The following is a 24,659-nucleotide window of genomic DNA, read 5'->3' as shown; positions in this document are numbered from 1 at the left end:
CATCTCCTGAATCCGGCCGGTTGAAAACCGACGCAGTGACTTGATCCGGAATGGACAGTGTGTCGGTAAACGGCGATTTCAGCGCAAAATGTTACAAGAAGCCTGACGCCAAACGGAGATGCTCGGCCGCTCAACTTCCGGAGCGAGCAAATGGTTGATCAGTTCGATTTCAAAGGCATGATTAGTGGCTTTCTCAGTGCGCAAATGGAGGAACAATTGTACCTCCATTTGGAGGCCTGCGCCTTTAATCTTGGCTTCCGGCAATTCGCCATGGGCCATCATGTCGATCTTGCGGGCCCACCGCAGGATGCGATCCGCATCACAAACTATCACCCCGCGTGGATCGAAAGGTCGCTCGGCGAAGGCTATTTCCTCTACGATCCCGTACACCAGGCGAGCACGCGAACTGCCACGGGGTTTCTCTGGACCGACGTACCGATGATGATCCGGCTGACGAAGCGGCAGAAAGCCGTTCTCGAGGCGGCCCGTCCTTATGGTCTCTCCGAAGGCTATACGATTCCCGTCCATGTCCCCGGGGAATATCGCGGCACCTGCTCATTCGGGGCGGATTCATTCGAGCGGCTGCGCCCGAACGCGCTGCCCATCGCCAATTTGATCGGCACCTATGCGTTCGAGGCGGCACGCCGCATCATGCGCTCGCGGGGAGCATTGCCCGCGGGACTGGACGAACTCCCTCAACTGACCGAGCGGCAGCGGGACTCGCTGGTTCTGGTCGCCCGCGGAAAGGGTGATCCCGAGATCGGTGCGTTGCTCGGAATTTCGGCAGCGACAGCACATGAGCATGTCGAGAATGTCCGCCGTGCCTATGGCAACGCGCAGCGCCCGCTCCTGATCGCGAGGGCTCTGTTCGATGGCCAGATCTCCTTTTCGGAGGTGTTTGGACGGTGACAACCCCCTGATCAGCGGGTGGCGACCGAGGCGTCTTTGGTTGAGCTGTTCTTCCGCTAACCAGCGGGAGAAGCTCCATGATTCAATATTTCGCGGGCCATGTCGGCCCGGGCGCATCGGCGACACTCGACAATATGCACCGCGACCGCAAGCGCGTGTTCGTCGACATGCGCCAATGGGAAGTTCCGGTCATCGACGGGCAGTTCGAGATCGATCAGTTCGATGGCGAGCACGCTGTCTATCTGATCAGCGCGGCGGAGGACGGCGAGCATTTCGGATCGATCCGTCTGCTGCCGACCGATCGGCCGCATCTGTTGGGCTCGGTCTTCCCTCACCTGTGCGACGGGCCGCCCCCGTCCGGGGCCGATATCTGGGAAATCACCCGCGGCTGCCTTTCGCCGCGCCTGCGCGCTAGCGAACGGCTGCGCGTTCGCAATCGCCTGACGACGGCCGCGGTGCAATATGCGCTTCTGCACGGCATCACGCGCTTCGTCTGCGTCGCCGATTCAGGATGGCTGACCCAGATACTGACGCTGGGATGGAACTGCGAGCCGCTGGGCGAGCCGAGGACGATTGCCGGCGCCACCACAGGCGCATTGCAGATCCATATCTCGGGGCGGACGATCGAACAGCTCCGCGAAGCCGGGACCTATGCTTCGGTTCGCCTCCAACTCGGTGGCGTCGCAACACCGCTTGCGGCGTAGGGAGGCGACCATGCTCATGGAACCTATCCCCGATGCGAGGGACGCTGCCGTCGCGAACTGGGTGGGAGCCCTGTCCGCTGAGGGCTATTGCATCATTCCCGACGCGATCTCGCCTGTCGTGGTCGACGCTCTCGCCACCGATCTTGCGGATGATTTCGCGAGGACGCCATATGCGTCGGGACCATTTTACGGCGAATGGACCAAGCGCTTTCATGGCTTGCTGCGGCGATCATCCCACATGGATGCTTTCGTTCGTCACGCGCTCGTGCTGGAGATCGTCGAGAGCATCCTGGGGGCCGGCTGCGACAGCATCCAGCTCAACCTGACCCAGGCGATCGAAATCCTTCCCGGCGGCCGGGTCCAGCCCCCGCATCGGGACCAGGATATGTGGCCGGTGCGGACGCCCGGTGTCGAATATCTGGTCAACGTGATGTGGCCGTTCACGCCGTACACCGAAGCCAATGGCGCCACGCGCATTTGGCCGGGAAGCCATCGTCGACAGGATGAGATCCTCATCGATCCCGCAGAAGCGATCCCCGCCGAGCTCGACCCCGGAGCTGCCCTCCTGTTCCTGGGCTCAACGCTGCATGGCGGCGGCGCGAACCGAACGGCGATTTCGCGACGCGGCATGATCGTCAGCTACAGCCTGGGCTGGCTCAAACCCTATGAATTGCCGTGGCTGGCCTATCCCCCCGAGGTCGCGCGTGCTTTTCCCGCAGGCCTCGCCGCGCTTGCGGGCTATCGCGCACATCGGCCCAATCTCGGCACGTTCGAGGGTCGCTGCCCCTCGATGCTGCTCGACCCGGAGGGAACTGGGGAATTCGGCGCAGTCGACGCGCTGAGGCCGGAACAGGAGGCGCTGATCGCGCAATTTTACGCTGGAACATTGCCGGCCGGGCTGCGGCTGGCGGATCGGACGTGACCCGTGAGCGGCGCTCTGCCCAGCGTCATGGCAACGCTCGACCGGTGCGTGATGATCAGCCTTGCCGTTCGCGCTCACTGCCTTCTTGGCAACCGATTTGGCAGCGACCTGTTTTCAATGCCAGCTCTCAACATGCTGTTCGACCTGTATGCGCGCGAGGATCGTCGGCCCAGATCCTTGACCAGCCTTTGCGGCGCATCGAAGGCGCCGGCCCGGACCGCGCTCCGGATGATCCACCGAATGATCGAGCGCAATCTACTCGTCCGGACGCCCGACCCCCGTGATCAGCGTCGGATCAATGTTGAGCTATCGCCCGAGGGAACTGAGCTGCTCGACGCCTATTTCGATGGCCTTCTCGACATAGTTGCGAAGCCCGAACTGAGAAAATGTCCGCCATGAATCAAGGTGGCGACGCCCCGGTCCCTTTCAGGGGCAGTTTCGTGACGTCGTCCCTTGCATCCGAAATGGCGTTAATGCACATCTAGGACGCAGTGCGGAAATAGGCTGGAAGCCGTCTGCAGGATAAACCTACCAGGCATAAAATGCGCCGATCCATGACGGTTGGGCGCGCGCATTGGACTTAAGTAGGCCGGCCTGCCTGGACGGATCCGTCGTGACCAGATTCCCTGACATGCTCGGCGGCGCGCTTGGTTCCGCGCCCTCACGGACCTGTGCTTGACGCGATGCTGGAGCCTGACGGTGGCGATGGCCACAGCACGGAGCCCGAGGGCATCGATCGCAAGCAGCTCGAAGCGGTCTATCGCACCGAGGCGCCGCGCCTCAGACGGCTGCTCAAGCGCAAGATCTGGATCGAGGACGACCGTAACGATATCGTCCAGGAGGCCTTCACCCGCCTCGCCGAGTCCAAATCGGGCGCAGCATCACGGAACCCCGGGGCGTATCTGCAAGGAATTGTGCGGCACCTCCTCGCCGACCGGGTACGACGATGGGCCAGGGCCCGATCGCATGCCATGTTGGATGTGGCGATCGGTCCAGAGTCGCTTGGTCCGGACGCGGCAGCCGAGATAAACCAGATGCGCGAGCGTTACCGCGCTGCTGTCGATACCCTCCCGCCGAAAACGCGTGAGGTCTATATGCTACACCGAGCCGACGAACTGGAATATAAGCAGATCGCCGAACGGCTCGGCATTAGTATCCGTACTGTGGAATGGCACGTGGCTCAGGCAATCATCCGGATCAGCAAGAGCATCAGCGCCGATGGGTGAGAATGAGATGCCGGGCAACGCGCCCCGGCAGGATCAGTTGCTAGAAGAGGCCTCTTTCTGGTTCGCGCGCATGCGCGGCCCGGATGCGGAACAGTATCGCGCAGATTTCGACGCCTGGCTGGCCCTCGGGGCCTCGCATCTTGGCGCGTATAATCGCGCCGGCGAGATTTTCGCCCTTGGAAAATTCCTGGCCGAGTCGCCGAATGCGGCGGCCGACGGCGATGACAATGATGGTTATCCGACACCTTCGCGCTGGCGCGGATTGGCGCTGCTCGCCAGCTTCCTGATGATCGTCGGGTTCGGCGCCTGGGTCGGACGGGACTCCCTCTCGAACCTATTTGGCAGAACCGCCGAGATCGCTTCGGTGCGCCCGGCAGCAGGGCCGGACGGACAACTGCTCTCAACGGTCGGAGGCGCTCGCCATAGCTTCCGGCTGGACGACGGCTCCACGGTCACGCTGGACGCCGAAAGCGTCCTTTCGACCGCATTCGACAGCCAGCGGCGCGAACTGCGCCTCAAGCAAGGACGCGCGCGTTTCGACGTCGCCCATGAAACCCGACCGTTCGTGGTGCTTGCCGGCGGCGGGAGCGTAACCGCACGCGGAACGATCTTCGACGTCATCCTCGACCGGGACGATGGCGTGACGGTGCGGCTGTTGCGCGGCGCAGTGGATGTCGAGCGCCCCAGCAAGACCGGCGCGGTGGACAGGGACAAGCAGGCCATCACGCGCCTGGCAGCTGGCGAAGAGCTGAGCTTCGGAATCAGCGGGCTCCCCGATCTGGCCTCAGCGACGAGGGGTCACGATGCCGTCGCTGTCGTTTCGGCGCCGGACATCCCCGCGGCCAGGGAGTTCGACATGGCGCCATTGTCCGAGGTGATCGCCGAAGCCAACCGGGGATCAGGGATCCCGATCCGTGTCTCCGATCCGGCAGTTGGAGCGATCAAGGTCTCGGGCCGGTTCCGCATCGACAATCCCGAACGGGTTGCCGATCGGCTCGCAACCCTGTTCGATCTGGAGGTCGACCGCACCCGCCAGAACGAGATTCTCCTTCGGCCCCGATGAACAATGTGAAGAAAATATTGCAATAGTGACCCCGTAGTTCGCGGCCTTGCTGCGATGCACCCAGAAAGCCTCGCCATAATGGCGAGATCAGCATGGGGGAAATCATGGGGTTAGTGCGGAATGGGGTTCGGATTCGACTGCTTGCAGCGGTGGCGATCAGTGCATTGGCGATCGCCTCACTGGCCAGCGCGCAGGATGGCCAACGACAGGATTATAATGTCGAGGCTGGGGATCTCGGCGCCGCACTAAGAACCGTCAGTCGCCTTTCGGGTCGCGAAATCATCTTCGGTGCGGAGGCGGTCAAGGGCAAACATGCTCCCCGCCTCCGCGGAACCTACAGTGCGGACGAGGCGGTCCGGGCGTTGCTGGAGGGCAGCGACCTCACCGCCGAGTTCCGAAAGGATGTCATCCTCATCCGGGGGCGATCGGAGGCGTCGGGCGAGATAGCAGACCGCCCGGCGGAAGAGGGTGACATCATCGTCACGGGATCACACATCAGGGGAGGTCATGCTACTTCCCCTGTCATAGAGGCAACCCGCACCGCGATCGAAAACCAGGGCCTGAATGATCTCGCCAGCTTCGCTCGCAGTATCCCCCAGAACTTTTCGGGCGGTCAAAATCCGGGGGTGATCGGCAGCGAGGGAGGCAGCGAGAACGTCAACTCGTCTTCCACCTTGAATCTGAGAGGACTTGGTGCGGACGCAACGCTCACTTTGGTGAACGGTCATCGCGTCGCCTATGATGCCGCCGCCCAAGGTGTCGACATCTCTTCAATTCCACTGGTCGCGGTCGAGCGGGTCGAAATTGTCGCAGACGGTTCATCGGCTCTCTATGGTTCGGATGCCGTCGGTGGCGTAGCCAACATCATCCTTCGCCGTGATTTCGATGGTCTAGAGGCATCGGCGCATTTCGGCGCGGCAACTGATGGGGGCTATGTTCAGCAGCAGTATAGCGTCGTATCTGGCGATCGATGGGCTTCAGGCGGGTTCGTCGCAGCGCTCGATTTCAATCGCTCGACGGACATCACATCCAACCAGCGATCCTATACAACCTCGTTGGACGATTCTGCCACGCTGTTCCCGGCATTGAAGCAATACAGCGCAGTCCTGGCAGGGCATCAAAATCTCACAGGGGACATCGAGTTTGAGTTCGATGGCCAGTTTAGTGATCGCGCTTCGAGTGTATCAAGTCCGTTTTTCGTGACTTCTGACGTCCGGACGAATGGCACCCGCACCGACCAAAAGGTTACGCAGTTTTCCCTCACTCCTCGATTACGTTTCAAATTGCCTCGCCGCTGGGAACTGACCCTGACGGCAACGCACGGCAATAGCGATACAGATGTTGGGGTGAGCAGCTATTTTCAGGGAAATGCGGTAGCCCAATCGAAGGTTACCTATGAAAACCGTCTGGATGCCATCGAACTTGGCGCAGAGGGACCATTGTTCCCAACGCCAGGCGGCGAGGCGCGGCTCGCCATCGGCGGCGGGTTTCGGTCCATTCATCTTTACGGAAACATTAGAACTACTTTTGGTGGCGTTACTGGCTCCACAAGCCAGGATTTCACCGCGAAGCGCGACGCATATTTCGCATATGGTGAACTCTCTCTGCCGATTGTCGGTCCGAAAAACGAGCGCCCGCTCCTCCATCGGCTGATCTTGACGGGCGCAACGCGGTACGAGGCATATGGAGGCGTGGCGGGCGTGGCCACGCCGAAACTCGGTATCGTTTACGATCCAACGTCCGATATTTCCATCAAAGCGACCTGGGGAAAGTCCTTCAAGGCGCCTACGCTCTATCAGGAATTTAGTGCCAGGCAGGCCTTCCTCGTTCCCGGCGATATCTTTCAGGCAGTAGCGCCGGGATTCGGCACGGTGCTCGTTCTCGGAGGAAGCGGTGCCGATCTGAAGCCTGAAAGGGCTACTACCTGGACAACGACCGTTGTTGTTCGCCCCCGGTTCCTGGAGGGCCTGCGCCTCGAAGCGAGCTATTTTGACCTGAAATACAAGCAACGCATTGTCGCCCCAATCAATGATCTGCTCAGAGCCTTCAGTTCTGAAGCCTACAGTGACCTGCGAACGCTCAATCCGACAGCCCAACAGGTCCTGAGCGCTATCGCCGGTGTCCCAGCCGGTCTGACAAACCAGACCGGTGAACTGTTCGATCCTGCCGGCGTCGGTGCAATCCTCGACAACCGCTTCCAGAACGCTGCCCGCCAATCCCTTCGGGGCGTCGATCTCGCTGCGAGTTACGGCATCGATCTGGATGCTTCTGACCGCCTGGAACTGACGGGGGTGGCGAGCTATCTCGAAAGCGATCAGCAGCTCAGCCCAGGCCAACCGACCCTGCAGCGCGCCGGAACCCTGCGTGATTCACCGCACTGGCGCGGCAGGGGTGCAGCTACCTGGAGTCGAGACAATTTCAGCCTTACAGGCGTGGCCAGCTACATCGGCGGCACTTTGGACGATCGCTTCGAGCCGTTCGTGCGCGTGGGGTCCTTCACGTCAATCGATGCTGTCGCGCGCGTCAAAACAAGGTCCGCAAGCGGGCCTTTGTCTGGTATTGAAGCGACTATCTCGGTCCTCAATCTGTTCAATGAAAAGCCGGCGATCGTTCGCACGACCAACCCTGCGACACCTCCATACGATTCAGCGAACTATTCCAGTATCGGACGCGTGATCAGCTTCACGTTAACGAAGGCATGGTGATGAAATGGACCGACTTGGTCCACGGATGTGCCGCTGCCGCGATCATCGGCTGGACTGCCTCCTCCTCCCCGCTCAAGGCCGAAACACCGGAATGTGCGAACCTGACACCCAGTGCGGAAGGTGAGTCAAAAGTAGGGGTTCGCGTCGAACCCGAGGATCTGATCAGGCTGCGGGATATCGGCTCGATCCGTGACTTTCCCGAGTCACCTGCTTTCTCGATTTCGCCTGACGGCAAGATGCTCGCGTTCCAGATTCGCCGCGCCGATCCTGTTACGAACAGCTTTTGCCTGGGAATGTTCGTAGTCTCAATAAGTCCCGGCGCTAAGCCACGTCAGATCGATAGCGGCGGCGCCTTTATCCGGTGGACCTCCGACATTCTTGGAAAGGCTGACTTCCCGTCGGGGATTCCCAAGGTCATTACGCCCCGTTGGTCGCCGGATGGAAAATGGATCGCATTCTTGAAGCGCGTGCAGGGCCTCACGCAAGTGTGGATCGCGAGCGTTGACGGAACTGGAAGCAGGGCAATCACGCATAGTGATGTCGACGTTGGGGATTTTCGAATCTCACCCGACGGACGAAGTGTTGTTTATTCCTCGCGCCCGGCCTTGCGTGATGAAATTGAAGATATCGATAAAGAAGGTGTGGCTGGCTTCCTCTACGATGACCGTTTCTCGCCAGTGGCGCAGAAGCGCCCGATCCCACGACCAGTGCCAACGCTTGTAACGGCGCTCGATATCGCAACGAGAGTCGCCCGTCCGGCCACAGAGGTCGAGATCTCGCTGCTGCAACCCAACCAGCCTCCCACCGCGCCGCAGCCGATCTCGACCGCACAGGCACCGTCTGGGCGTAAGGCTTGGATAAGCCCGAACGAGGTGATCCCTCCGACGACGCGACTGATCGCGGAAATGCGCAGCGGCGGATCGATAGTGTGCCACCATCCGGAATGTGCTGATGCCGGAAATTTGGTCTGGTGGACTGCCGATTCACGACGGGTGCGCTACCTGCGCAGCGAGGGCTGGGGCCAGAGCGTCACTTCGATCTACGAATGGACGCCTGGGCCGATCCGACCGGTACGGCTGTATGCGACCGACGACCTGCTGACGGGATGCAAGCCGCTTCAAGATAATCTCGTCTGCCTACGTGAGTCGTCGCTCAGGCCCCGCCACATTGTCTTGATTGATCCTGCCAAGGGGCGCTCAACTATTCTGTTCGATCCAAACCGGGACTTCGGTCGGCTGATGATGGGTCGAGCCGAGCGCATGGTTTGGAAGAATGCAATTGGTATCGAGACATTCGGCGATCTCGTCTACCCCATCGCCTACAAGCCAGGACGCACATACCCGCTGATCGTGGTTCAGTATCAATCCCGAGGTTTTTTGCGCGGCGGTACCGGCGACGAATATCCCATCCAGGCATTCGCGGGCCGAGGATATGCCGTACTCAGCATTCAGCGGCCGCAGGCTTTTGGATATTTGGCTCATCCAAAGAGCTGGGATGAGGTCGAAAGGCTGAACGTCGACGATTTTTCAGATCGTCGCAGTGTGCTTTCGTCGATCGAAGCCGGCGTAAACCTGCTGATCGATCGAGGCATCGTAGATGGCCAGCGTGTCGGCATCACGGGCCTCAGCGACGGGGCATCGACCGTTCAGTTTGCGGCTCTGAACAGTTCGATGTTCAAGGCCGGCGTGATGAGCAGCTGTTGCTGGGAGAGGTCTCAGGCCGCTGTTCTCGGACCGACAATTGGCCGGATGTACCGAGATGCTGGGTGGCCGTCCATCACCGACAAAGGCACCGATTTTTGGCCAAAAATATCATTTGCCCAGAATCCCGGACGTGTCGCGTTCCCTATCCTCATGCAGGTCTCGGACGACGAATATCTTGCAGCGCTTGAGGGTTACACCGCACTGAGAGAGGCCGGTCGTCCAGTAGACCTTTTCGTCTTTCCGGATGAGCATCATATAAAATGGCAGCCCTCGCATCGCCTGGCTGTGTACCGGCGTGCTATAGCTTGGTTTGATTTCTGGCTGAAAGACATCGGACCAGATTCCTCGATACTGCCGGAGGATACGAAACGGTGGCAAGACCAGAAGCATCGTGGGCTGGCGCTGTCGCGGCGCTGAGGTCGAGCGGATGCGAGAGCATCGCGGGTCAGGTCGGCTCCAAGCTCGAGTCCGCCAAGCGAACCGCAGTGAGGTGACGGGTGTTCCAATGGTCAATCCATGCTTCGGTGTCCAACAACGAAAGAACACGAAGGTAGGCAGCATCCCCGTGAAATCTCCCCTGATGAAGTGTCATTTCGAGATGCTTCAAATCAAGAATCCCTCGTCGCGCGAGATTCCCACCCAGTAACCGATCGCGGACCTCACCAAGATTTTGGTCAATGACCTGCAGTGCGAAGCTGTCTGGACCACCCTTGGTCCTTCGCGCGATCAAGGCTGGCGGCAAGACATCGGAAAATGCCGCGCGAGCAACCGCGCGGTTCATTCCGCCGATGCACATCTCCCAGGTCGGGATGCTCAGGCAGAGTTCAACGAGTGGCTGTGAAGCCAACGGGTTCAGGACTGGCAATCCCCAATGTCTGTCGTAACCCTCAAGGTGATGCTGCATACGCAAGATCATGCCGACATGAGCGGCCTTGCCGGGTAGCGCGTTCTTTGGCGCCTCCAGCCATGGGTGCGATAGCTTCTCCGCCGTTTGCGCATCCACGATATCGCGATGAAGAAATAGAGTGTCTGCTTTCCAAATATAGGCTCGGCCGGATTGGCGTAGGACTCTCAGTGCCTCTCGAATCGCTTGAACCGCACTACATCCGGTTAAGGTGCAAATATCTTGAATGGTCTTGAATAGACCAGCACCGAGGCCCTCGACTAAGAATCGATCGGCAATAGGCCTCGCTGATTGGGTATTGTAGAGAACATTGTCGCCGCCATTACCGGTCACAAAGGCACCGGCGTGGGCCTCCCGTGCCGCTTTTAGAACCGATGCGTGAAACGAGAGTTCATGACTTCTACCGCAGGGCCGTGGTCGATGGGAGACCACGGACCGGCCAATATCGACATCACGCAGAGTATAGAATTCTTCACGGAGGTCGGCACTGATCGCGTGCGCTATCGTCCTCGCATATTCTCGCTCATCGCCATCTGGACCATCGGTCACCAAAGTAATGCACGAGAGATCGCTGGATGAGTCGAGGCTCGCGGCGACAATCGACGAATCGAGGCCCCCTGAAACGCCCAAGAGCAAGCGATCATAGGATGAGGCCCACGCGCGAGCGCAATGCTGCGCCACCCGTTTGAACTGCTCCTCGACGGGATCTCCGCTCCGTCGGGAATCCTCTCGAACGAAATCCCAGGGCGACCAACATTGACGGGTCCTGCTGACCCCATCCTGGACGTCCACCAAATTGCCAGGCAGCAGTTCCGTCAGCCCCTCCAGTGATGTTGTCTCGGAAGGCAGATCTCGAGCGTAGAGGTACCGCACGACACCGCTCCAGTCGATCTTCGGGGTGAAGAGGCCTGCCTCACTCAGCAGGTCAGGATCGGACGCAAAGACTGTCACGCCGTCGGCCTGAATATAATAGCATGGGAGATTGCCCAACGGAGCACGAAGGACTCGCAATGCCGACGGCGTTTCGATCACGGCAATGTATTCACCCCAGTAGCGGTCGATTAGCTCCTGTCCTCCGCTGGTATGGATTGCTCCTCCCGCAACACCATCGAGCTTGTCTACCGCGGCTGCGGAGCCGTACCGACGAAAGATCTGGCCAATCACGGCTCCGCCATGATTGGGCAGCTCAAGAACAGATTCTCCCGCCGGCAGCATTATAACGAACAATGAGCCTCGAAAGACCGGTTGGAGAGCGACGTGCTGCGAGAGTTTGGCCTCCAGTTCCACCCGACGCTCGCGATCGGCGGAGGCGACCAGGAGGAACCGAAGAGCCATCAGATGACCAGAATCGGCGTGAACGGGCGAACCCGTTCAACTGTGTCGTTGAGGACGCAGTCGTCGCGTTGCACCCAGCAGTGAGCTGAAAATGGGGATGCGGTCACGCCAAGGACCAACGATACATGTTGGCGGAGATCTATACATACCGAGACGAACGCCAACGATCGGACGAGGCACCGGTCCTTCGATGAAAAGATCAATCGGGACCATTCGAAAGCTTCGGCTATCTCCCCTACGCAATTCTCGGTCGTACCAGATCGATCGATTGGAATGAGGCTCCTTCTCGTCTCGATCGATTGTTTCACCTCGCAGAGTTGACGTCTCCTTAGCATCCTGGCGGATAACAGCTCGGCAGCGACAGCTCGCGCGCAAATCGTTATCGTTGCCCTCCGCCGCTGCAGGGTCAAATCCCGGCACACTCGCGGGAGGACGGCGTTTTTCGGAATCAGACCGGCCGCCTCTTGGTCCGGTACGATGATGTGGCGGCTTAACAGTATCCGGAGCTGATCCTCGTCGCCCGCGACCAAAGGATTGCCATTCACCAGTTTCTGGAACGTAGCATTGGCCTTGGCCGGCAAACCAAAATATCGGTCATCACCCATATCGAGGAAGACCGGATTGCCCCCAGCTATGCAGTAGAGGAGATTGTTGCGTAGGCGATATGTCATGAGTCCCGCCCCGGGATCAAAGCGCGCGCCCGGCGGACCGAGCGCGCGCAGAGCCAGTCAGTCGTCGGTGAGGCCGGCGCCGACCTGGGGAAGACCGATGCTGTCCGACAGGCGCTGGCCGGTGCCCTTGGTTTCGGCCATCACGGTGCCGAATTCGACCAGTTCGGTTTCCCGATCGTCATTGTTGCGCTGCATGGCACGCTCCTTCTTGATCTGCCGCGAGAATCCACGGCAGTCCAAAGTTAGCTCGCTGGGATTGTCGGCGGACCCAAATATATCCAGACAAAATGGCGCGGTATCCGATCAGCGCATTTCGAAGTTGGCTCTGGTGTTCTATCCGGCCTGCGCCAAGTCTGGTAAGTGACTATATTGCAGAAGAAATTCTTCTCTCCTCTGCTTTTTGGATAATTTTTTGTTGATGGACGATTCTCCGCTCGTGGTAAGATTCAATGCGCCGATGGACGCTCTTGTGGACATCGACCACAGCGGAGTTCGTCATTGTACGGAGTTCCCTAGCAGCCTCCTTGACCTTGGCTGCTCCAGAGACTCGCGGGTAGAATAGACGCTCGTTGATCTGCGCGATGGTAGCGATGGCCTCCAGATTGCCTGTGGCTTCGGCAAACGCCAGGAAGATCGATCCCGTAAGTGTCGCGATCTCAACGGGGGTGCTGCCAAACCCGGCATGCGAGAATCGGTCCAGCGTCCGGCTGAGAACCGATTTCTTCAGCCTCTGGGCTAAGCCCAGCAGCAGATGCGTATTCCAAGCATAGAGGTGGATCAATGCTGGCGGGGTCGCGAGCGTGACCCGAAATCCGCCGGCGCTATCCGGCTCGACCAAGCCTTCTCCCATCAGTCGACAGGCTGCTTCCCGGACGGGTGTTTTACTCGCCCCATGGCGGTCTGCGATATCCTGGATTTCGAGCTTCTCGCCGGCGCGGAAGATCCCCGCCAGATAATCTGCTTTCAAGGCCCGATAGACGCGCTCTTGCGTGATCGGATCGGCGGCGGACATCATGAACTCGCTCCCGCCACGAGCGGCGAGGACTGCCAGCGAGGCGTCAAGGCATTGGTGAGTTGGCTGAGGTTCCGCTCCGCGACAACTTCAACGCACAGCCGCTCGAGATCGCAAAGATCGCCAGCCGCGAGCTGCCTAGGGAAGCACATGCGTTGGCCCGCGAACAGCAAGGGAATAAGAATATGGCCGGTCGACAGGCCAAGGCGATAGGTACAGCGCAGATGATCGTCGAGCTTCGACTTTGGATTTCCCGACTCGATCTCACGCAACCAGCGGACTCCCATGCCGAGATTCCTTGCCAGCTCGCGCTGCGTGATACCTATCTTCTTCCGTGCTTCCTCGATCTGCCGTCCCGACTGTTCTTTCACATACGAGAGCGGTGCATCAGCAACGGAAGCCGCGCAATCAAGCGACATTTCCGCGTCTCCTTACGGGAGATACCGCCCGCCAAGGCCATTCCGGGCCCTATTGCTAGGTGTGCATACCACCACTGTCAAACGGAACCGCCGCCAATTTGGCCAAGCATTGGCTGCCAGCTTTCTGAAATCATTGAGCAATCTCGCCATCGACGATGGGCGGTCTCTTCACGGGCGGCCGTGCGCGCTCGAAGGCAGCCAGGAGCTGTGCGCCATCCGCCCGCGCAAGATGCTGGAGCGCGAGAATGTAGATGCTTCCAAGGGAGGGCGCTTCACGATCCGGCGTGGCACGTCGAACGCGCTCGGCAATCTGAGAAGCAATATCCCAAAGGCGATGCGGCGCACCGACGTGATGCTCTTCCGATCCGCTCAATTTTGCCGCTCGGAGGGCATTCAAAGAATCGACGATTGCACTCGCAGGGACCGTATCGAGATAGTTCACAGCCACATGCAGCGTAGTGCCCCATGCAAGCAGACAGCGTGTCGTGCGAATCAGATGGCAGTGCGAGTCGATGAGCACATCCATCCCGGCCGGCGAGAGCCGGAGTTTGAAGGTTCGTGTTGCTCGGCCCATTCGCTTGCTACCCCCTTCCCGATGGCGATTTGCTGCTGTTTCGGGGCGAAAGTCGGCCTTCACCCTACTCCAACCATGACCAAAGCGGCACTTCAGTGCCGCTCGGGTACATTTAGCGTCCAATTGAGCGCGTGATGGTCTCCAATATTCAAGTTGCGGACTTATAAGCTTTCTTTCGCCGGTTCGGCACTTCAGTGCCCTCCCTATTGCAGGCATTTCAAGACATCGGCATTGCTCGTGGCACACCGGATCGGTGGTCATGGGCGGCTCTAGCTAACGTCCGCAGTCCCTCGATCCGCACCTTCCAAACCCTGAACCGAAGCGCGGATTCGCGCCACGAGGAGACGTGTCTCATGACCTTTCCACGCCTATCGACCGGACTTGTTGCGATCTTGGCGACCAGCCTACTCGCGCCCCAAGCTCAGGCTCAAAATTATCGGCCTGACGCCGAGGGTTATCCCTGTGCTGCTCGCGGCCGCCTGGCGATCGTTCAGGACGATCAGGGCTACTCGATCCGCCACCAGCCGCTCACGCAGGTCGACAGGGTGGCGGCGGCGTCCGTCATCCCGATCGGCGCATCACTCACGGTAGACGCGAAGATCTTCGCGCTCGCCACCAGCACCGCGAAGGAGGCTTCGCATGCGCCGCGCCGCTGAACTGTTGGCAGCGTCGCTGCTGATCGCCGGGACATCCGCTTTTGCGCAGGATGCACCGATTGCATCGGCGACCGATCCCCTGCCCGCGGCGGCCGCGGACGCCCAGCGTCAATTGCGCCAGACCTTCACCAACCTCAGCTTCGAGGATTTCGGGCCAGCGCCCGTCAAGGGACCAATCTATCAGGCGACCGCAGGCGGGCGCATCATCTATTTCGCGCCGGAGAGCGGGCACCTGCTGTTCGCAGCGGTTTACGACAAGAACGGCCTCAACGTCACGGCGATGGCGCAGGATGCGAGCGCGCGGAAGCGCCTCGGGGCCATCGACCCGAACGAGGCACTGGTCATCGGTCCGGCCGGCGCGCCAAAGATCATCGAGTTCACCGATCCCGACTGTCCTTATTGTCAGGCGCTCGAGCGGTTCTGGGCGGTGAAGGCTGCCGAGGGCGAGGTCGTGCAGCGCCTGATCTATTTCGTCAGCGGCATCCATCCGGACGCCGCGGCGAAAGCCGAGCACATTCTCTGTTCGCCCGACAAGGTCGCGGCTTTCAAAGCAGTCTATGCCGGTGCGCGCCCCGCCGAACTGCTCAAATGCGCCGCGGGGGCGGATAAGGTCACCAAGGACGCGTTGACCGTCAAGAAGATGGGTGTCTCGGGGACACCGACATTGTTCGTCGACGGCAAGCTGATCTCCGGCTTTCAACAGGCCGAACTCGAGGCGTTCCTCGAGCAAAAGCAGGGGCACGCAGATGCGCGTCCCTGACACCAGGTTCGCGGCCGTAGGCGACCGCGTTGACCTCGATCTGGCGGGCCTCATCCCCGTCCCGCGCGACCGCTCCACCGAGCGCGCGCCGGGTGGTGCGAGGGCCGGGATGCCGACGGCCGCGCTCCTCCGGAGCCGTCCAGTGTCGCCGTCGGCCGACAACGATTTCAATCGGTGCCGGCAGGCATGTGTTCGGACGGCTCCGCTTCCAAGGAGACCATCAATGCTCAAACTGCTTGCGCGCAGGACCTTCCGCACGATCGACGCGGCCGTCCTGGTCCTTCTGGCCGCGCTGGTCGGCACCACCGTTGCCCATGCGTTCACGGCACCCGCCGCGGGCGACCTTGGCTACGACATCTACGACATCGTCGTGAACCAGGGGGTCAAGGGTCCGCTCGGTTTCGTAGCGGGCGTCGCCGCCTTCCTGTTCGGCGTCAGTCGCCTGTTCAGCAACATCATGATCGGCATTCCGACGATCGTGGCTGCCGTCTGCCTGATCAAGGCGGACAGCATCCTCCAGACCTTCGGCATGGTGATCTGAGCATCGGCGTGCCGGGCCGGCGCTGCCGGCGCGGTCGCGCCTTCCGAGACGGGGGGTGGTGGTCATCCCTCGGAGGTCACGCTGACGCGTGATGAAGCAAGGGAGAAGGGCGTTGGACGAACGTCTTCCACAATTCCTGCACCGGCCGGTCCAGATTCTCTGGTTCGACTCCCAGGAATTCATCGTGGTCATGTCGACCATCTTCGTCGCCGTGATTGTCGGCGGCATGATCGGCTGGGCGCTCCTCGGCGTCCTTCTCCTCTTCATTCCCTGGAAACGGAGCAAGCCGCGCGGTTTCATCCCGCACCTCGCCTGGCGCTGGGGTCTGCTCAAATTCCGCAACTATCCGGGTCCGACACAGACCCGCTTCTTCGAGTAGAGCGCATGGGGCATCCCTTCAGACGCAAGGTCGCTGCCGACATGATCGGTGACACGCGGCCAAGCTGGCACCTTCACCGCTATCTGCAGGGTTCGGCGAACCTGTTCGAAGAGAATCGCCTGTTGAAGTTCGCGATCGCCGGCCTGTTCGGGATCACCGCGGTACTCGGCACGGTCCTCTACACGTCGAACCAGAACCAGCGGACCGTGATCGTACCCTTCGGTGCGGGGGGTGACCTTTATGTGACCGGCAACAAGCCGTCGGCGACCTATCTGCGCACCATCACCCGCAACATCGTCAGCATGGCGGGAACCTATTCATCCTATTCGGCCGACCGGCAATTCCAGGAGCTGCTGAGCCTCGTCCATCCGAGCGCCTTCAATGGCCTGCGCGACAGCCTGAACCGGCTGCTCGACGAGCTGAGCAGCAATCCGACGCTCTCGATCGCCACCTACATCCGGGCCGATCAACCGGTGACCTACACCGATACCGAGATCGTCGTGCCCGTGGAAAAGGTCCGTGTCATCGGCGGCGTGATCCGCAAGTTCCGCGGAAATCTGCGCATTCGCTACGCGATCGACAACGGCCGCTTCTGGCTGACCGCCCTTCAGGAGGAGAATTTCAGTGCCGAGATTCGGTAGAAGCCTGAGGCTTGTCTGCGCCCTGGCGGCATTCACCGCCACAGCGCCGGCGCTCGCCCAATCGGTCGCGGCCCTGCCCGACCAGACCAGCCGCATCCGGCTGTCCAACCGTGACGTCAATCATATCGTGTGTGTCGGTGGCGACATCGACGACGTCAAATTCTCCGCGGAGAAGGGCCTGGCCGTCGAGCGCGGCGGCTCCGACGCCTGGGTCAAGTTCCTGGTGCTCGAGACCGATGACCCGAATATCGAAGGGGGCGGCGCGAAAACCCGGACCTATGTGACGACGCCGTCCGAATTCTTCGTCTCGTGCAACGGCGCGATCTATCCGCTTTATGCCGAGCCGGCGGACATGCCGGCCCAGACGGTGACATTGGTGCCAGGCGCCGCCCAGCGGGCACGGGCCAATGACGCGCTGCTGGGCCCGCTGGTCGAGGAAGAGCGCGCGGTTGGCATCGTGCTGGCGCTTCTGCAGGACCGCGTTCCCGCCTCTTTCTCCGAAGTCGCTCCGAGCCGCGAACGGCTGACGCTTCCCGACCTGCCGAGCATCACGATCAGCGAGCGCCGCCGTCTCGATATCGAGGGTGCTGGACTGTCGGCCAGCGAGTATCTGGTGAGCACGAGCAATCAGGTGGCGCTCGAAGAGCGCAATTTTCTCGACAGCGCGCTCGGCCCGGACATTTTCGCCGTGACGCTCGACCGGCTCGCGCTTGGCCAGGGCGATAGCGCGCGTCTGATCGTCGTGCGCCGGAGCGTCGGCCAATGACCGCGTCAATGGACCCCGGCGCGACCAATGCCGCGCCCCAGCCCGAACCGCTCGGCGGCGTGTCCACAGATGCACCCCTCGAGGCTGATACCGACCGCCCGGCCCTGCTCGACCTGCGCGCGCAATGGTCGCGCCTCACCTCCGACCAGAAGCTGCGTGCAAAGCAGATCAGTGTCGCGGCGACGATCGCCCTGGTCGGCTATGGCCTCTACTCGGCGAGTTCCAGCGGCACCAAGGATCTGGCGCCAGTGCCCGAGGCCTCCAAGTTGGACATGGGCGCCGGCCTCCGCGGCGACAGCCTCGAAGTGAAAATGCGGGGGGACCTGCAGAAGATCCTCGACGGCCAGTCGCTGCTCGGCGACCGAGTCACCGCGATCGAGGAAGGCAAGGTCGTTCCGGGCGGAGGCGCTGCGGGCCACGCACTGCCAGATGGCACCGACGCGGGATTGCCGCCGGCCTTGCCTGGGGAGGCGCCTACCTATCCACCCGCACCGCCCGAGGCGAATTCGGATGGCGCGTCGCTGCCACCCCCGCCCGCGGCCCCTGCGGCGCCCCCGGCTCCACCAGCGCCGCCAACCGAGCGCCAGGTCGGTGCAATCGGCGCCGCGATCACGGCTGCTGGCGAGGGAGGCGCGGCCGGCGGGGCACGATCAAAAAAAGCCAATCGGACGATCTATTTGCCACCTGGTTTCATGAAGGCGCGGCTGCTGACCGGGGTCGACGCGCTCGCGAGCCGCGATGCGACGAGCAATCCCGAACCGATCATCGCGCGTGTCCAGGCCCCCGCCGTGCTGCCGAATGACGTGAAGGCCAATCTGTCCGGGTGCTTCGTCATCGGCAATGCGACCGGCAGTCTCGCCAAGGAGCGGGTCGAGATCCAGCTCGTCTCGATCTCGTGCGTCGATTTCGACGAGCATGCCGTGGTCGACCAGCCCATCAAGGGATTCTTCGTCGATGCCGACGGCAAGAAGGGCCTGTCCGGCAAGGTCGTAACCCGCGCCGGAGCGACGCTCGCGCGCTCGTTCATCGCCGGCACGATCGCGGGGATCGCGCAATCGGTCGAGGGCACGTTCGGCGATGTCTCGACATCGGCGCTCGGCAGCGTGCGGACCCTCGACGCCGGCGATGCAGCCAAGACCGGCATCGCCGGCGGACTCTCGCGATCCTCGGACAAGCTCACGGACTTCTATCTCGATCTTGCCCGCCAGGCGGGGCCGGTTGTCGAGGTGGGCGCCGCCAAGGACGTCGTGGTCGTCATCCAGGAGGGCCTGGCCCTCGAGATCAAGCCTTCGGTCGGAGCCAAGTTCTGATGCGCCGATCGACCATCTTCCAGGGAGCACCGTCCATGCCCAAACATACCATGCGCGGCGGAGCGCTTGCGCTTGCCGCCGGAGCCAGTCTGCTCCTTTCAGGCTGCGCGACCATGGGTTCGCTCATGTCGCCCTATAGCGAGAAATTCTCGTGCAAGAATGACGATCACGGTCAATGCATCCATCCGAGCCGAGCCTATGAGGATGCGGTTGCAGGCGTCGCATCGAAGTCGGATCCCGCGGTCACCAACGACCGCAAGATGCTGCGCGAAAAGCCCGTCACATCGGGCGCGCCACGCAGCGGACGGGCTCCGGCACCAAGCGCATATGGCAGCTATCGCGACAGCGTCTATCAGGAACTCAAGGGCCTGATCGAGGCGCCGGTGACGCCGATGCTCAAGCCCGCGCGCACGGTCCGGACCCTGATCCTGCCCTATGCCGACCGCCAGCGGCCCGACCGGCTGTATATGCCGCGCTATGTCTATTCGATCGTCGACAAGCCGGTCTGGGTGGTCGGGGGCACGTTGGTCTCTCCGCCGAGCCATGCGTCAAAGGCGCCGATCCTCGGCCAGGTCCAGGAACCGGCGGCGGCCAGTGACCCGCCCGAAGCACCGATCGCCTCCGCGACGGAGCCGCGGCAATGACCGCGCTCGGATCCAAGAGCGGTGGCGGACTCACTTACGCGCGGATGCGCAATGCCGTGCGCCGCGACGCCTATTCGGACTATCTGCCGCTCGTCGCCTGGGACGCGGAGACCGAGGCGTTCCTGTGCATTGACGACTGCTGGGGCCATGCCTGGGAGATCGTGCCGACCGCGTACCTGTTCGCTCATGTCCAGGGTGCGCTTCAGGGCCTGCTCAACATCCATTTCCCCGATGGCACGGTCCTCCAGCTCCACACCTTCGCCGATCCGCTGATCGATGACGCGCTCGACGCCTTTCTCGACCTCAAGACCCGCGACGATCCGCTGATCCAGGCGTCCGCGCGGCGGACCCGCGAATATCTGAGCCGGGGTCGCCATGGCCTGAAGGCGCTGCACGGCATTCCCGTCCGCAACTTCCGGACCTTGCTGTCGGTCAAGACCCGGCGACCGCTTGGCGAGGACCTGCGCCGCCAGGTTGAAGAACAGCTCGCCAAGCTCGGCATTCGCCGGCTCGAGCCCGGGGAGATGATCGCCTTCTACCGGCGCATCTTCAACGGCGTCGCACAGCCCGCGCCCGGCGTGTTCGCCGATGGAGAGACGATAGGCGCACCGCCGCTCGCCAAGCAGATCATCGATGCTGGTCCCGACCTGGTGTTCGAAGGCCAGGAGGTCTTCCTTGGCAACCAGGTTGCGCGCTGCCTGACGCCCAAGGCGCCGGCACGGCGCATCACCGCCGAGCGCGCAAACCGCTTGCTGGGCGGTATGCGCGGTTCGGCCGAGGATAGCGACCAGATCGGCGGGCCGTTCCTCTACACACTCAACATCCTGTTCGATCATTCGCAGTTCGAGATCCACAAGCGTGCGCAGATCCTCTCGGCCCAGAAGGCGGCGGGCTCGTTCGCGGTGGAGGTCGGCAAGCAGATCGAGGAGATAGGCTGGATCCTCGACGAGGCGGGCAATTCCAAGTTCGTCCGCGTCATCCCGACAGTCTGGGTCTTCGGCCGCGACCGTGCCCATGCCCGCGATCTTGCCGCACGCGCCAAGCGCTTGTGGGAAAGCGAGCCGCTTCCCTTCTCGATGCAGGAGGAGAGCTATCTCAATCCAACGCTGCTGGCGATGAGCCTGCCCTTCGGGCTCTACCCGGACCGGACGACGCTGCGCATGCTCGAGCGCGACTTCCGGATGCCGGTCAAGGCGGCGGTCCTGATGGCGCCGATCCAGACCGACTTCCGGGGCGGCGGCCGGCCGGCGCTGCTCTATACGGGGCGCAAGGGCCAGCTCATCACGCTCGATCTCTTCGACCCGCGCATCAACAATTACAATTTCATCGTCTCGGCCGAATCCGGCGCAGGCAAGAGCTTCCTGCTCAACAATCTGTGCCAGCAATATTTCGCGTGCGGCGCGCTCATCCGCATCATCGACATCGGCGGGAGCTACCGCAAGCTCTGCACGCTGTGTTCGGGCCGCTATATCGATATCGGCGAGGAACAACTGGTCCTCAACCCGTTCGATATGGGTCTCGCGCTCGACGGGGACGACAAGCAGTCCGCCATCACCATGGCGGTGGCGATCGTCGCAGAAATGGCCAACGCCTCGACCCGCAAGGGCGTCTCGACCTCCGAATGGAACCTGCTGAAATCGGCGGTTCAGTGGACGATCGACACGGGCCGTGCCGACCATGGGATCGACTCCGTCCGCGAGTGGCTCGGCACTTACCCCGCACATGCCGGCAGCGATCTCGACCGGGTCGAGCATCTCGTGCCCGTCGCCCGGGAGCTGGCCTTCAATCTTCGCGATTTCGGCTCCGATGGCGCCTATGGCCATTACTTCAACGGCCCCTCCACCCTCGACATCCGCTCGGACGAGTTCGTCGTGCTCGAACTCGAGCGCCTCAAGTCGATGCCAGACCTGTTCAACGTCATCGTCATGGTGGTGGTGAACGCCGTCACCCAGGAACTCTACCTCTCGGCCCGCGATCGTCCGCGCTTTGTCCTGTGCGACGAGGCCGCGCAGTTCATGACGCGAACCGAAGGGCAGGATCTCAGCCGCCTCGCCGAGGCGTTCGGCCAGGGCTATCGGCGCGCGCGCAAATATCGCGGTTCGTTCGGCATCGTGCTGCAGTCGATGAACGACCTGATGCTGTTCGGCGGCACGGGCCAGGTGATCCTCGAAAATGCCGCGACCAGGTTCCTGCTGCAGGGGTCGACCTATGACCGCGCCGTCGAGAACAAGATCCTCGACTATTCGGGGTTTGTCCTCGACCTGCTAAAATCGGTCCGCAATTCCAAGCCCAACTATAGCGAGGTGTTCATCGACTCCCCGCTGGGGCTCGGCATTGCGCGGCTGGTCGTGGATCCCTTCTCCTATTGGATCAACACTTCCGCGCCCGATGAGGTGGCAGCGTTCGAAGGCCTGCTGCGGCAGGGCTTCTCTCCCCTCGATGCGGTCTGCCGCCTGGCCGGAGTCGACCCCGCCGAGATCCTCGGCACGCCGGACACGGTCCGGCAGGCAGCGGAATGATGGCGATGGGCCGTACCCACTTGTCCCACCCGGACCAGTTGCCGCTCGATCTCACAGCCGAGGACGAGTTTGAACGGGTGATCGAAGCACGGGTTGCCGCCCGATGTGAGGCGGAGTCGGTCATCTGGAAATTCCGGCTGGTCGCGATCGAGACCGTGATGATGGGCGCGCTTGTCGCCGCCGCGGGGATCGCCCTCGACCAGCCCGGCATGATGGTCGCCCGCGCCGCCGTGCTGGTCGCGGCGTCATGCTTCGCAAGCGGCCTGTTGCTGCTCGGCCTCTCGGCCTGGAGCGCGCGCCTGCTGACCCGGTTCAAGCGGTGGAGGGCGTCATGAGCGGTCTCTTGTCTGGAAAGCCGTCGCCGAGCTCGGTGCGCCTCGCCGTTGGCGGCTTCGTGCTGATGTTCGTGCAGACCTATCTGCTGATGCTCGCGCCCGGCATCGCGACGCACCTGCGGATGATCGTCTGGCTCGTGACCTTCGTCTCCGGGGCATCGTTGATCGGCGCGCTCGTCGGCCTTCCGGATCCTCCCCCCACCGACTGGAGACGCCGCAATGGCCGCTGATCTCCCCTTCCCGCCCCGCGCGCGTCTTGTCGCGCTGGGCCAGGCGACAACCGTCGCAGCGCTCATCCTCGCGGCAGGCGCACTCGCCATTGCCGCGGACGCGCAGACGGCGCCGACCGGACGAAGCACGATTGGCCGGACCTGGCCGATCGCTGAGCCCGACGCGCTCTCCGAGATCGAGGCCAAGGTCGCCACCTTGCCGCGCGACATGTCCAAGGCATTTGGCCCACGGGAGAAGTGGAGCGCCCTCAAATCCGCGGCGCTGGCGCCGGCTACCGCCGATCGGGTGCGGACCGTGGTCCCTTTCTATACCCTCGACTTCGACATCCAGTTGCCGGACGGCAAGACGCTCTACCCCAAGGGCTTCACCTTCAATCCGCTCACCTTTGTCAAGCTGCCGCAGCGGCTGGTGGTGGTGCATCCGCGCGACCTTGGCTGGGCGCTGCGGACCGCACGGCCGAGCGACTTCATCCTGCTGACGGCGCTGGGCGGCGAGAGCGGTGATCCGATCACGCTCACCGAGAAGACCGGCCGCGCGATCTACATCCTGGAGGAGCGCGTGAAGGAACGGCTGGGGCTGACCGTCGCGCCAGTCGTGGTCGCGCAAGCAGGCCAGAAGCTGGTGCTGACCGAGTTCGGGCCGCGCAGCCGGAGGCTGCCCCTCGGCGGCGCGGGAGGCGCGCAATGATCCGGCGCTGGCAGATCTTCCTCATCGGCCTCGCCATTGGCCTCGCGGGCACGCTCGCCTGGCCGAGCCAGGCCCATGCCTCGAAATGCGAGACCGGCACGGTCTTCAATCCGATCACCAAGGTGCGCTGGACCTGCATCTTCCCGATCACGGTCGGCGGCGTTCGCATCGGCAGCTTCGACAAGCTCGACAAGGCGCTGGATGCGCAGTCTGCATCGAAGCCGCTTTGCGCCTGCCGCAAGGGCGTCCAGTTCTGGTTTGGCGTCAAGGTCTCCTACTGGTCGCCCAACCGCATGGTCGATGTGGTGACCGAGCCGGGCTGCATGATGGCGCTCGGCGCCGATCTCATGCCCACCGGCGGCAAGCTCCAGGGCAGTCAATCCTCGATCTCGGATGGAACGAATACGCGCAAGATGTTCGCGCAGATGCATTATTACATCTCGCCGGTCTGGGCGATGCTCGACATGTTCACCGATCTCCCATGCCTGGAAGATGACGGGTTCGACGTGGCCCTGATCACGGAAATCCTGCCGACCTGGCAGTCGGGCACATTGGGCGCGATTATCCAGCCCGAGGGCATATTGTTCGGCAACCCCGCAGCCGGCCTCGCCTGCATGGGCGACAGCGCGGCAGCGGCCGCTGGCAAGGTGATCGATCCGCTCTTCTGGTGCATGGGGTCGTGGGGCGCGACCTATCCGATCGCCGGCGACATTCATTTCGACGATAGCGTCGAAGCCTGGGCCGGGCTCGCCGCGCGCGGCACGTTCATGATGGGCCGTCTGGGCGCGCTTACGATCAGCTCGTCCGATGGTTGCTCGTTCAAGCCCAGCCCGATCTGGACCAAGTCGCGCTACAAGCTCCAGCTGATGGAACCCGTCAAAGGCGGGAAGTGCGTCAATATCGGCCGGCCCGGCGCGCTCTGGACGAGCGGCAAGCATGCGCCCGGCAAGGACAACGCCCAGTTCATGCTTTTCGAAAAAATGATCTGCTGCGCCGGAATCCCGGTGCCATGACCGACAAGCTTCCCTCCAAATCCCATCTCG

Annotated in this window: 27 protein-coding genes; 21 read left to right on the top strand and 6 right to left on the bottom strand. The window is 62.2% G+C overall.

Features of this window, described 5'->3' with window-relative positions:
* Positions 1 to 150 precede the first annotated feature (150 nt).
* The 8 genes from K3A84_RS19480 to K3A84_RS19445 all read left to right on the top strand — a co-directional run bounded on the left by K3A84_RS19480 (position 151) and on the right by K3A84_RS19445 (position 9,649).
* A complete protein-coding gene (locus K3A84_RS19480; RefSeq protein ID WP_225011189.1) occupies positions 151 to 909 on the top strand; it encodes a helix-turn-helix transcriptional regulator in 759 nt (252 codons plus the stop codon).
* Positions 910 to 986: 77 nt separating this feature from the next.
* Complete coding sequence (locus tag K3A84_RS19475; protein WP_225011188.1) at positions 987 to 1,613, top strand: acyl-homoserine-lactone synthase; 627 nt, start codon at positions 987 to 989, stop codon at positions 1,611 to 1,613.
* 10 nt (positions 1,614 to 1,623) lie between these two features.
* Complete coding sequence (locus tag K3A84_RS19470) at positions 1,624 to 2,535, top strand: phytanoyl-CoA dioxygenase family protein (protein ID WP_225011187.1); 912 nt, start codon at positions 1,624 to 1,626, stop codon at positions 2,533 to 2,535.
* Between the two features lie 51 nt (positions 2,536 to 2,586).
* Positions 2,587 to 2,934: a MarR family winged helix-turn-helix transcriptional regulator gene (locus tag K3A84_RS19465; RefSeq protein WP_225011186.1), complete on the top strand. Its 348-nt coding sequence runs from the start codon at positions 2,587 to 2,589 to the stop codon at positions 2,932 to 2,934.
* 284 nt (positions 2,935 to 3,218) lie between these two features.
* Positions 3,219 to 3,761 (top strand): RNA polymerase sigma factor, encoded by a 543-nt coding sequence (locus K3A84_RS19460; protein WP_225011185.1) that lies wholly within the window; start codon positions 3,219 to 3,221, stop codon positions 3,759 to 3,761.
* Positions 3,754 to 4,824, top strand: coding sequence for a FecR family protein (locus K3A84_RS19455; RefSeq protein ID WP_225011184.1), 1,071 nt, complete (start codon positions 3,754 to 3,756; stop codon positions 4,822 to 4,824). Before K3A84_RS19460 ends, K3A84_RS19455 begins: the two co-directional genes overlap by 8 nt.
* Positions 4,825 to 4,916: 92 nt before the next feature.
* On the top strand, positions 4,917 to 7,529 hold the full coding sequence (locus K3A84_RS19450) for a TonB-dependent receptor domain-containing protein (RefSeq protein ID WP_225011183.1): 2,613 nt from the start codon (positions 4,917 to 4,919) through the stop codon (positions 7,527 to 7,529).
* Positions 7,529 to 9,649 (top strand): Atxe2 family lasso peptide isopeptidase, encoded by a 2,121-nt coding sequence (locus tag K3A84_RS19445; protein ID WP_225011182.1) that lies wholly within the window; start codon positions 7,529 to 7,531, stop codon positions 9,647 to 9,649. The genes K3A84_RS19450 and K3A84_RS19445 overlap by 1 nt, the downstream gene beginning before the upstream one ends.
* Before the next feature lie 28 nt (positions 9,650 to 9,677).
* Here K3A84_RS19445 and K3A84_RS19440 read toward each other — a convergent pair whose 3' ends face one another.
* From K3A84_RS19440 to K3A84_RS19415, 6 genes are all read right to left on the bottom strand, one after another.
* Positions 9,678 to 11,471 carry an asparagine synthase-related protein gene (locus K3A84_RS19440; RefSeq protein ID WP_225011181.1) on the bottom strand — a complete coding sequence of 598 codons (1,794 nt, stop codon included), beginning with the start codon at positions 11,469 to 11,471 and terminating at the stop codon, positions 9,678 to 9,680.
* Positions 11,471 to 12,076 (bottom strand): lasso peptide biosynthesis B2 protein, encoded by a 606-nt coding sequence (locus K3A84_RS20670; RefSeq protein WP_225011201.1) that lies wholly within the window; start codon positions 12,074 to 12,076, stop codon positions 11,471 to 11,473. The genes K3A84_RS19440 and K3A84_RS20670 overlap by 1 nt, the downstream gene beginning before the upstream one ends.
* 123 nt (positions 12,077 to 12,199) lie before the next feature.
* A complete protein-coding gene (locus K3A84_RS19430) occupies positions 12,200 to 12,337 on the bottom strand; it encodes a hypothetical protein (RefSeq protein WP_225011180.1) in 138 nt (45 codons plus the stop codon).
* Positions 12,338 to 12,506: 169 nt separating this feature from the next.
* On the bottom strand, positions 12,507 to 13,157 hold the full coding sequence (locus tag K3A84_RS19425) for a GntR family transcriptional regulator (protein WP_225011179.1): 651 nt from the start codon (positions 13,155 to 13,157) through the stop codon (positions 12,507 to 12,509).
* Positions 13,154 to 13,573 carry a helix-turn-helix domain-containing protein gene (locus K3A84_RS19420; protein ID WP_225011178.1) on the bottom strand — a complete coding sequence of 140 codons (420 nt, stop codon included), beginning with the start codon at positions 13,571 to 13,573 and terminating at the stop codon, positions 13,154 to 13,156. The genes K3A84_RS19425 and K3A84_RS19420 overlap by 4 nt, the downstream gene beginning before the upstream one ends.
* 130 nt (positions 13,574 to 13,703) lie before the next feature.
* Positions 13,704 to 14,099: a hypothetical protein gene (locus tag K3A84_RS19415; RefSeq protein ID WP_225011177.1), complete on the bottom strand. Its 396-nt coding sequence runs from the start codon at positions 14,097 to 14,099 to the stop codon at positions 13,704 to 13,706.
* Positions 14,100 to 14,500: 401 nt separating this feature from the next.
* On the opposite strand from K3A84_RS19415, the gene K3A84_RS19410 reads away from it, so the two are divergent.
* The 13 genes from K3A84_RS19410 (at position 14,501) to K3A84_RS19350 (ending at position 24,629) form a co-directional block, all read left to right on the top strand.
* Positions 14,501 to 14,803: a hypothetical protein gene (locus tag K3A84_RS19410; protein WP_225011176.1), complete on the top strand. Its 303-nt coding sequence runs from the start codon at positions 14,501 to 14,503 to the stop codon at positions 14,801 to 14,803.
* Positions 14,787 to 15,563: a DsbC family protein gene (locus K3A84_RS19405; RefSeq protein ID WP_225011175.1), complete on the top strand. Its 777-nt coding sequence runs from the start codon at positions 14,787 to 14,789 to the stop codon at positions 15,561 to 15,563. Before K3A84_RS19410 ends, K3A84_RS19405 begins: the two co-directional genes overlap by 17 nt.
* A gap of 223 nt (positions 15,564 to 15,786) precedes the next feature.
* Entirely contained in the window at positions 15,787 to 16,104 is a 318-nt protein-coding gene (locus K3A84_RS19400; protein WP_225011174.1) for a hypothetical protein, read from the top strand.
* A gap of 112 nt (positions 16,105 to 16,216) precedes the next feature.
* Entirely contained in the window at positions 16,217 to 16,483 is a 267-nt protein-coding gene (locus K3A84_RS19395; RefSeq protein WP_119749732.1) for a type IV conjugative transfer system protein TraL, read from the top strand.
* 41 nt (positions 16,484 to 16,524) lie between these two features.
* Positions 16,525 to 17,124, top strand: a complete 600-nt coding sequence (locus K3A84_RS19390) for a type IV conjugative transfer system protein TraE (RefSeq protein WP_225011173.1) — start codon at positions 16,525 to 16,527, stop codon at positions 17,122 to 17,124.
* Positions 17,108 to 17,890 carry a type-F conjugative transfer system secretin TraK gene (locus K3A84_RS19385; RefSeq protein WP_404823189.1) on the top strand — a complete coding sequence of 261 codons (783 nt, stop codon included), beginning with the start codon at positions 17,108 to 17,110 and terminating at the stop codon, positions 17,888 to 17,890. The genes K3A84_RS19390 and K3A84_RS19385 overlap by 17 nt, the downstream gene beginning before the upstream one ends.
* Positions 17,887 to 19,200, top strand: a complete 1,314-nt coding sequence (locus K3A84_RS19380) for a TraB/VirB10 family protein (RefSeq protein WP_225011172.1) — start codon at positions 17,887 to 17,889, stop codon at positions 19,198 to 19,200. The genes K3A84_RS19385 and K3A84_RS19380 overlap by 4 nt, the downstream gene beginning before the upstream one ends.
* 35 nt (positions 19,201 to 19,235) lie before the next feature.
* Positions 19,236 to 19,844, top strand: coding sequence for a TraV family lipoprotein (locus tag K3A84_RS19375; protein WP_225011171.1), 609 nt, complete (start codon positions 19,236 to 19,238; stop codon positions 19,842 to 19,844).
* Positions 19,841 to 22,363 carry a TraC family protein gene (locus K3A84_RS19370; protein WP_225011170.1) on the top strand — a complete coding sequence of 841 codons (2,523 nt, stop codon included), beginning with the start codon at positions 19,841 to 19,843 and terminating at the stop codon, positions 22,361 to 22,363. Before K3A84_RS19375 ends, K3A84_RS19370 begins: the two co-directional genes overlap by 4 nt.
* The gene (locus K3A84_RS19365) at positions 22,360 to 22,698 is read left to right on the top strand and encodes a hypothetical protein (protein ID WP_225011169.1); all 339 of its coding nucleotides are present in this window, start codon (positions 22,360 to 22,362) and stop codon (positions 22,696 to 22,698) included. Before K3A84_RS19370 ends, K3A84_RS19365 begins: the two co-directional genes overlap by 4 nt.
* Positions 22,695 to 22,928 carry a hypothetical protein gene (locus tag K3A84_RS19360; protein ID WP_147418806.1) on the top strand — a complete coding sequence of 78 codons (234 nt, stop codon included), beginning with the start codon at positions 22,695 to 22,697 and terminating at the stop codon, positions 22,926 to 22,928. The genes K3A84_RS19365 and K3A84_RS19360 overlap by 4 nt, the downstream gene beginning before the upstream one ends.
* Positions 22,918 to 23,616, top strand: a complete 699-nt coding sequence (locus K3A84_RS19355) for a conjugal transfer protein TraW (protein WP_225011168.1) — start codon at positions 22,918 to 22,920, stop codon at positions 23,614 to 23,616. The genes K3A84_RS19360 and K3A84_RS19355 overlap by 11 nt, the downstream gene beginning before the upstream one ends.
* Positions 23,613 to 24,629: a TraU family protein gene (locus tag K3A84_RS19350; protein ID WP_119749715.1), complete on the top strand. Its 1,017-nt coding sequence runs from the start codon at positions 23,613 to 23,615 to the stop codon at positions 24,627 to 24,629. Before K3A84_RS19355 ends, K3A84_RS19350 begins: the two co-directional genes overlap by 4 nt.
* Positions 24,630 to 24,659: the final 30 nt, after the last annotated feature.

This window comes from Novosphingobium percolationis, from assembly GCF_020179425.1.
Lineage (GTDB): Bacteria > Pseudomonadota > Alphaproteobacteria > Sphingomonadales > Sphingomonadaceae > Novosphingobium > Novosphingobium percolationis.
This window is presented reverse-complemented; position numbering and strand designations above follow the sequence as displayed.

Excerpts from the sequence above, each read along its gene's own strand:
- K3A84_RS19465 (WP_225011186.1), top strand. The coding sequence starts at position 2,587 with ATGATCAGCCTTGCCGTTCGCGCTCACTGCCTTCTTGGCAACCGATTT.
- K3A84_RS19440 (WP_225011181.1), bottom strand. The coding sequence starts at position 11,471 with ATGGCTCTTCGGTTCCTCCTGGTCGCCTCCGCCGATCGCGAGCGTCGG.
- K3A84_RS19360 (WP_147418806.1), top strand. The coding sequence starts at position 22,695 with ATGAGCGGTCTCTTGTCTGGAAAGCCGTCGCCGAGCTCGGTGCGCCTC.
- K3A84_RS19460 (WP_225011185.1), top strand. The coding sequence starts at position 3,219 with ATGCTGGAGCCTGACGGTGGCGATGGCCACAGCACGGAGCCCGAGGGC.
- K3A84_RS19420 (WP_225011178.1), bottom strand. The coding sequence starts at position 13,573 with ATGTCGCTTGATTGCGCGGCTTCCGTTGCTGATGCACCGCTCTCGTAT.
- K3A84_RS19415 (WP_225011177.1), bottom strand. The coding sequence starts at position 14,099 with ATGGATGTGCTCATCGACTCGCACTGCCATCTGATTCGCACGACACGC.
- K3A84_RS19375 (WP_225011171.1), top strand. The coding sequence starts at position 19,236 with ATGCCCAAACATACCATGCGCGGCGGAGCGCTTGCGCTTGCCGCCGGA.
- K3A84_RS19430 (WP_225011180.1), bottom strand. The coding sequence starts at position 12,337 with ATGCAGCGCAACAATGACGATCGGGAAACCGAACTGGTCGAATTCGGC.
- K3A84_RS19425 (WP_225011179.1), bottom strand. The coding sequence starts at position 13,157 with ATGATGTCCGCCGCCGATCCGATCACGCAAGAGCGCGTCTATCGGGCC.
- K3A84_RS19410 (WP_225011176.1), top strand. The coding sequence starts at position 14,501 with ATGACCTTTCCACGCCTATCGACCGGACTTGTTGCGATCTTGGCGACC.
- K3A84_RS19480 (WP_225011189.1), top strand. The coding sequence starts at position 151 with ATGGTTGATCAGTTCGATTTCAAAGGCATGATTAGTGGCTTTCTCAGT.
- K3A84_RS19455 (WP_225011184.1), top strand. The coding sequence starts at position 3,754 with ATGGGTGAGAATGAGATGCCGGGCAACGCGCCCCGGCAGGATCAGTTG.
- K3A84_RS19380 (WP_225011172.1), top strand. The coding sequence starts at position 17,887 with ATGACCGCGTCAATGGACCCCGGCGCGACCAATGCCGCGCCCCAGCCC.
- K3A84_RS19475 (WP_225011188.1), top strand. The coding sequence starts at position 987 with ATGATTCAATATTTCGCGGGCCATGTCGGCCCGGGCGCATCGGCGACA.
- K3A84_RS19450 (WP_225011183.1), top strand. The coding sequence starts at position 4,917 with ATGGGGGAAATCATGGGGTTAGTGCGGAATGGGGTTCGGATTCGACTG.
- K3A84_RS19445 (WP_225011182.1), top strand. The coding sequence starts at position 7,529 with ATGAAATGGACCGACTTGGTCCACGGATGTGCCGCTGCCGCGATCATC.
- K3A84_RS20670 (WP_225011201.1), bottom strand. The coding sequence starts at position 12,076 with ATGGGTGATGACCGATATTTTGGTTTGCCGGCCAAGGCCAATGCTACG.
- K3A84_RS19405 (WP_225011175.1), top strand. The coding sequence starts at position 14,787 with ATGCGCCGCGCCGCTGAACTGTTGGCAGCGTCGCTGCTGATCGCCGGG.
- K3A84_RS19355 (WP_225011168.1), top strand. The coding sequence starts at position 22,918 with ATGGCCGCTGATCTCCCCTTCCCGCCCCGCGCGCGTCTTGTCGCGCTG.
- K3A84_RS19400 (WP_225011174.1), top strand. The coding sequence starts at position 15,787 with ATGCTCAAACTGCTTGCGCGCAGGACCTTCCGCACGATCGACGCGGCC.
- K3A84_RS19390 (WP_225011173.1), top strand. The coding sequence starts at position 16,525 with ATGATCGGTGACACGCGGCCAAGCTGGCACCTTCACCGCTATCTGCAG.
- K3A84_RS19370 (WP_225011170.1), top strand. The coding sequence starts at position 19,841 with ATGACCGCGCTCGGATCCAAGAGCGGTGGCGGACTCACTTACGCGCGG.
- K3A84_RS19365 (WP_225011169.1), top strand. The coding sequence starts at position 22,360 with ATGATGGCGATGGGCCGTACCCACTTGTCCCACCCGGACCAGTTGCCG.
- K3A84_RS19350 (WP_119749715.1), top strand. The coding sequence starts at position 23,613 with ATGATCCGGCGCTGGCAGATCTTCCTCATCGGCCTCGCCATTGGCCTC.
- K3A84_RS19470 (WP_225011187.1), top strand. The coding sequence starts at position 1,624 with ATGCTCATGGAACCTATCCCCGATGCGAGGGACGCTGCCGTCGCGAAC.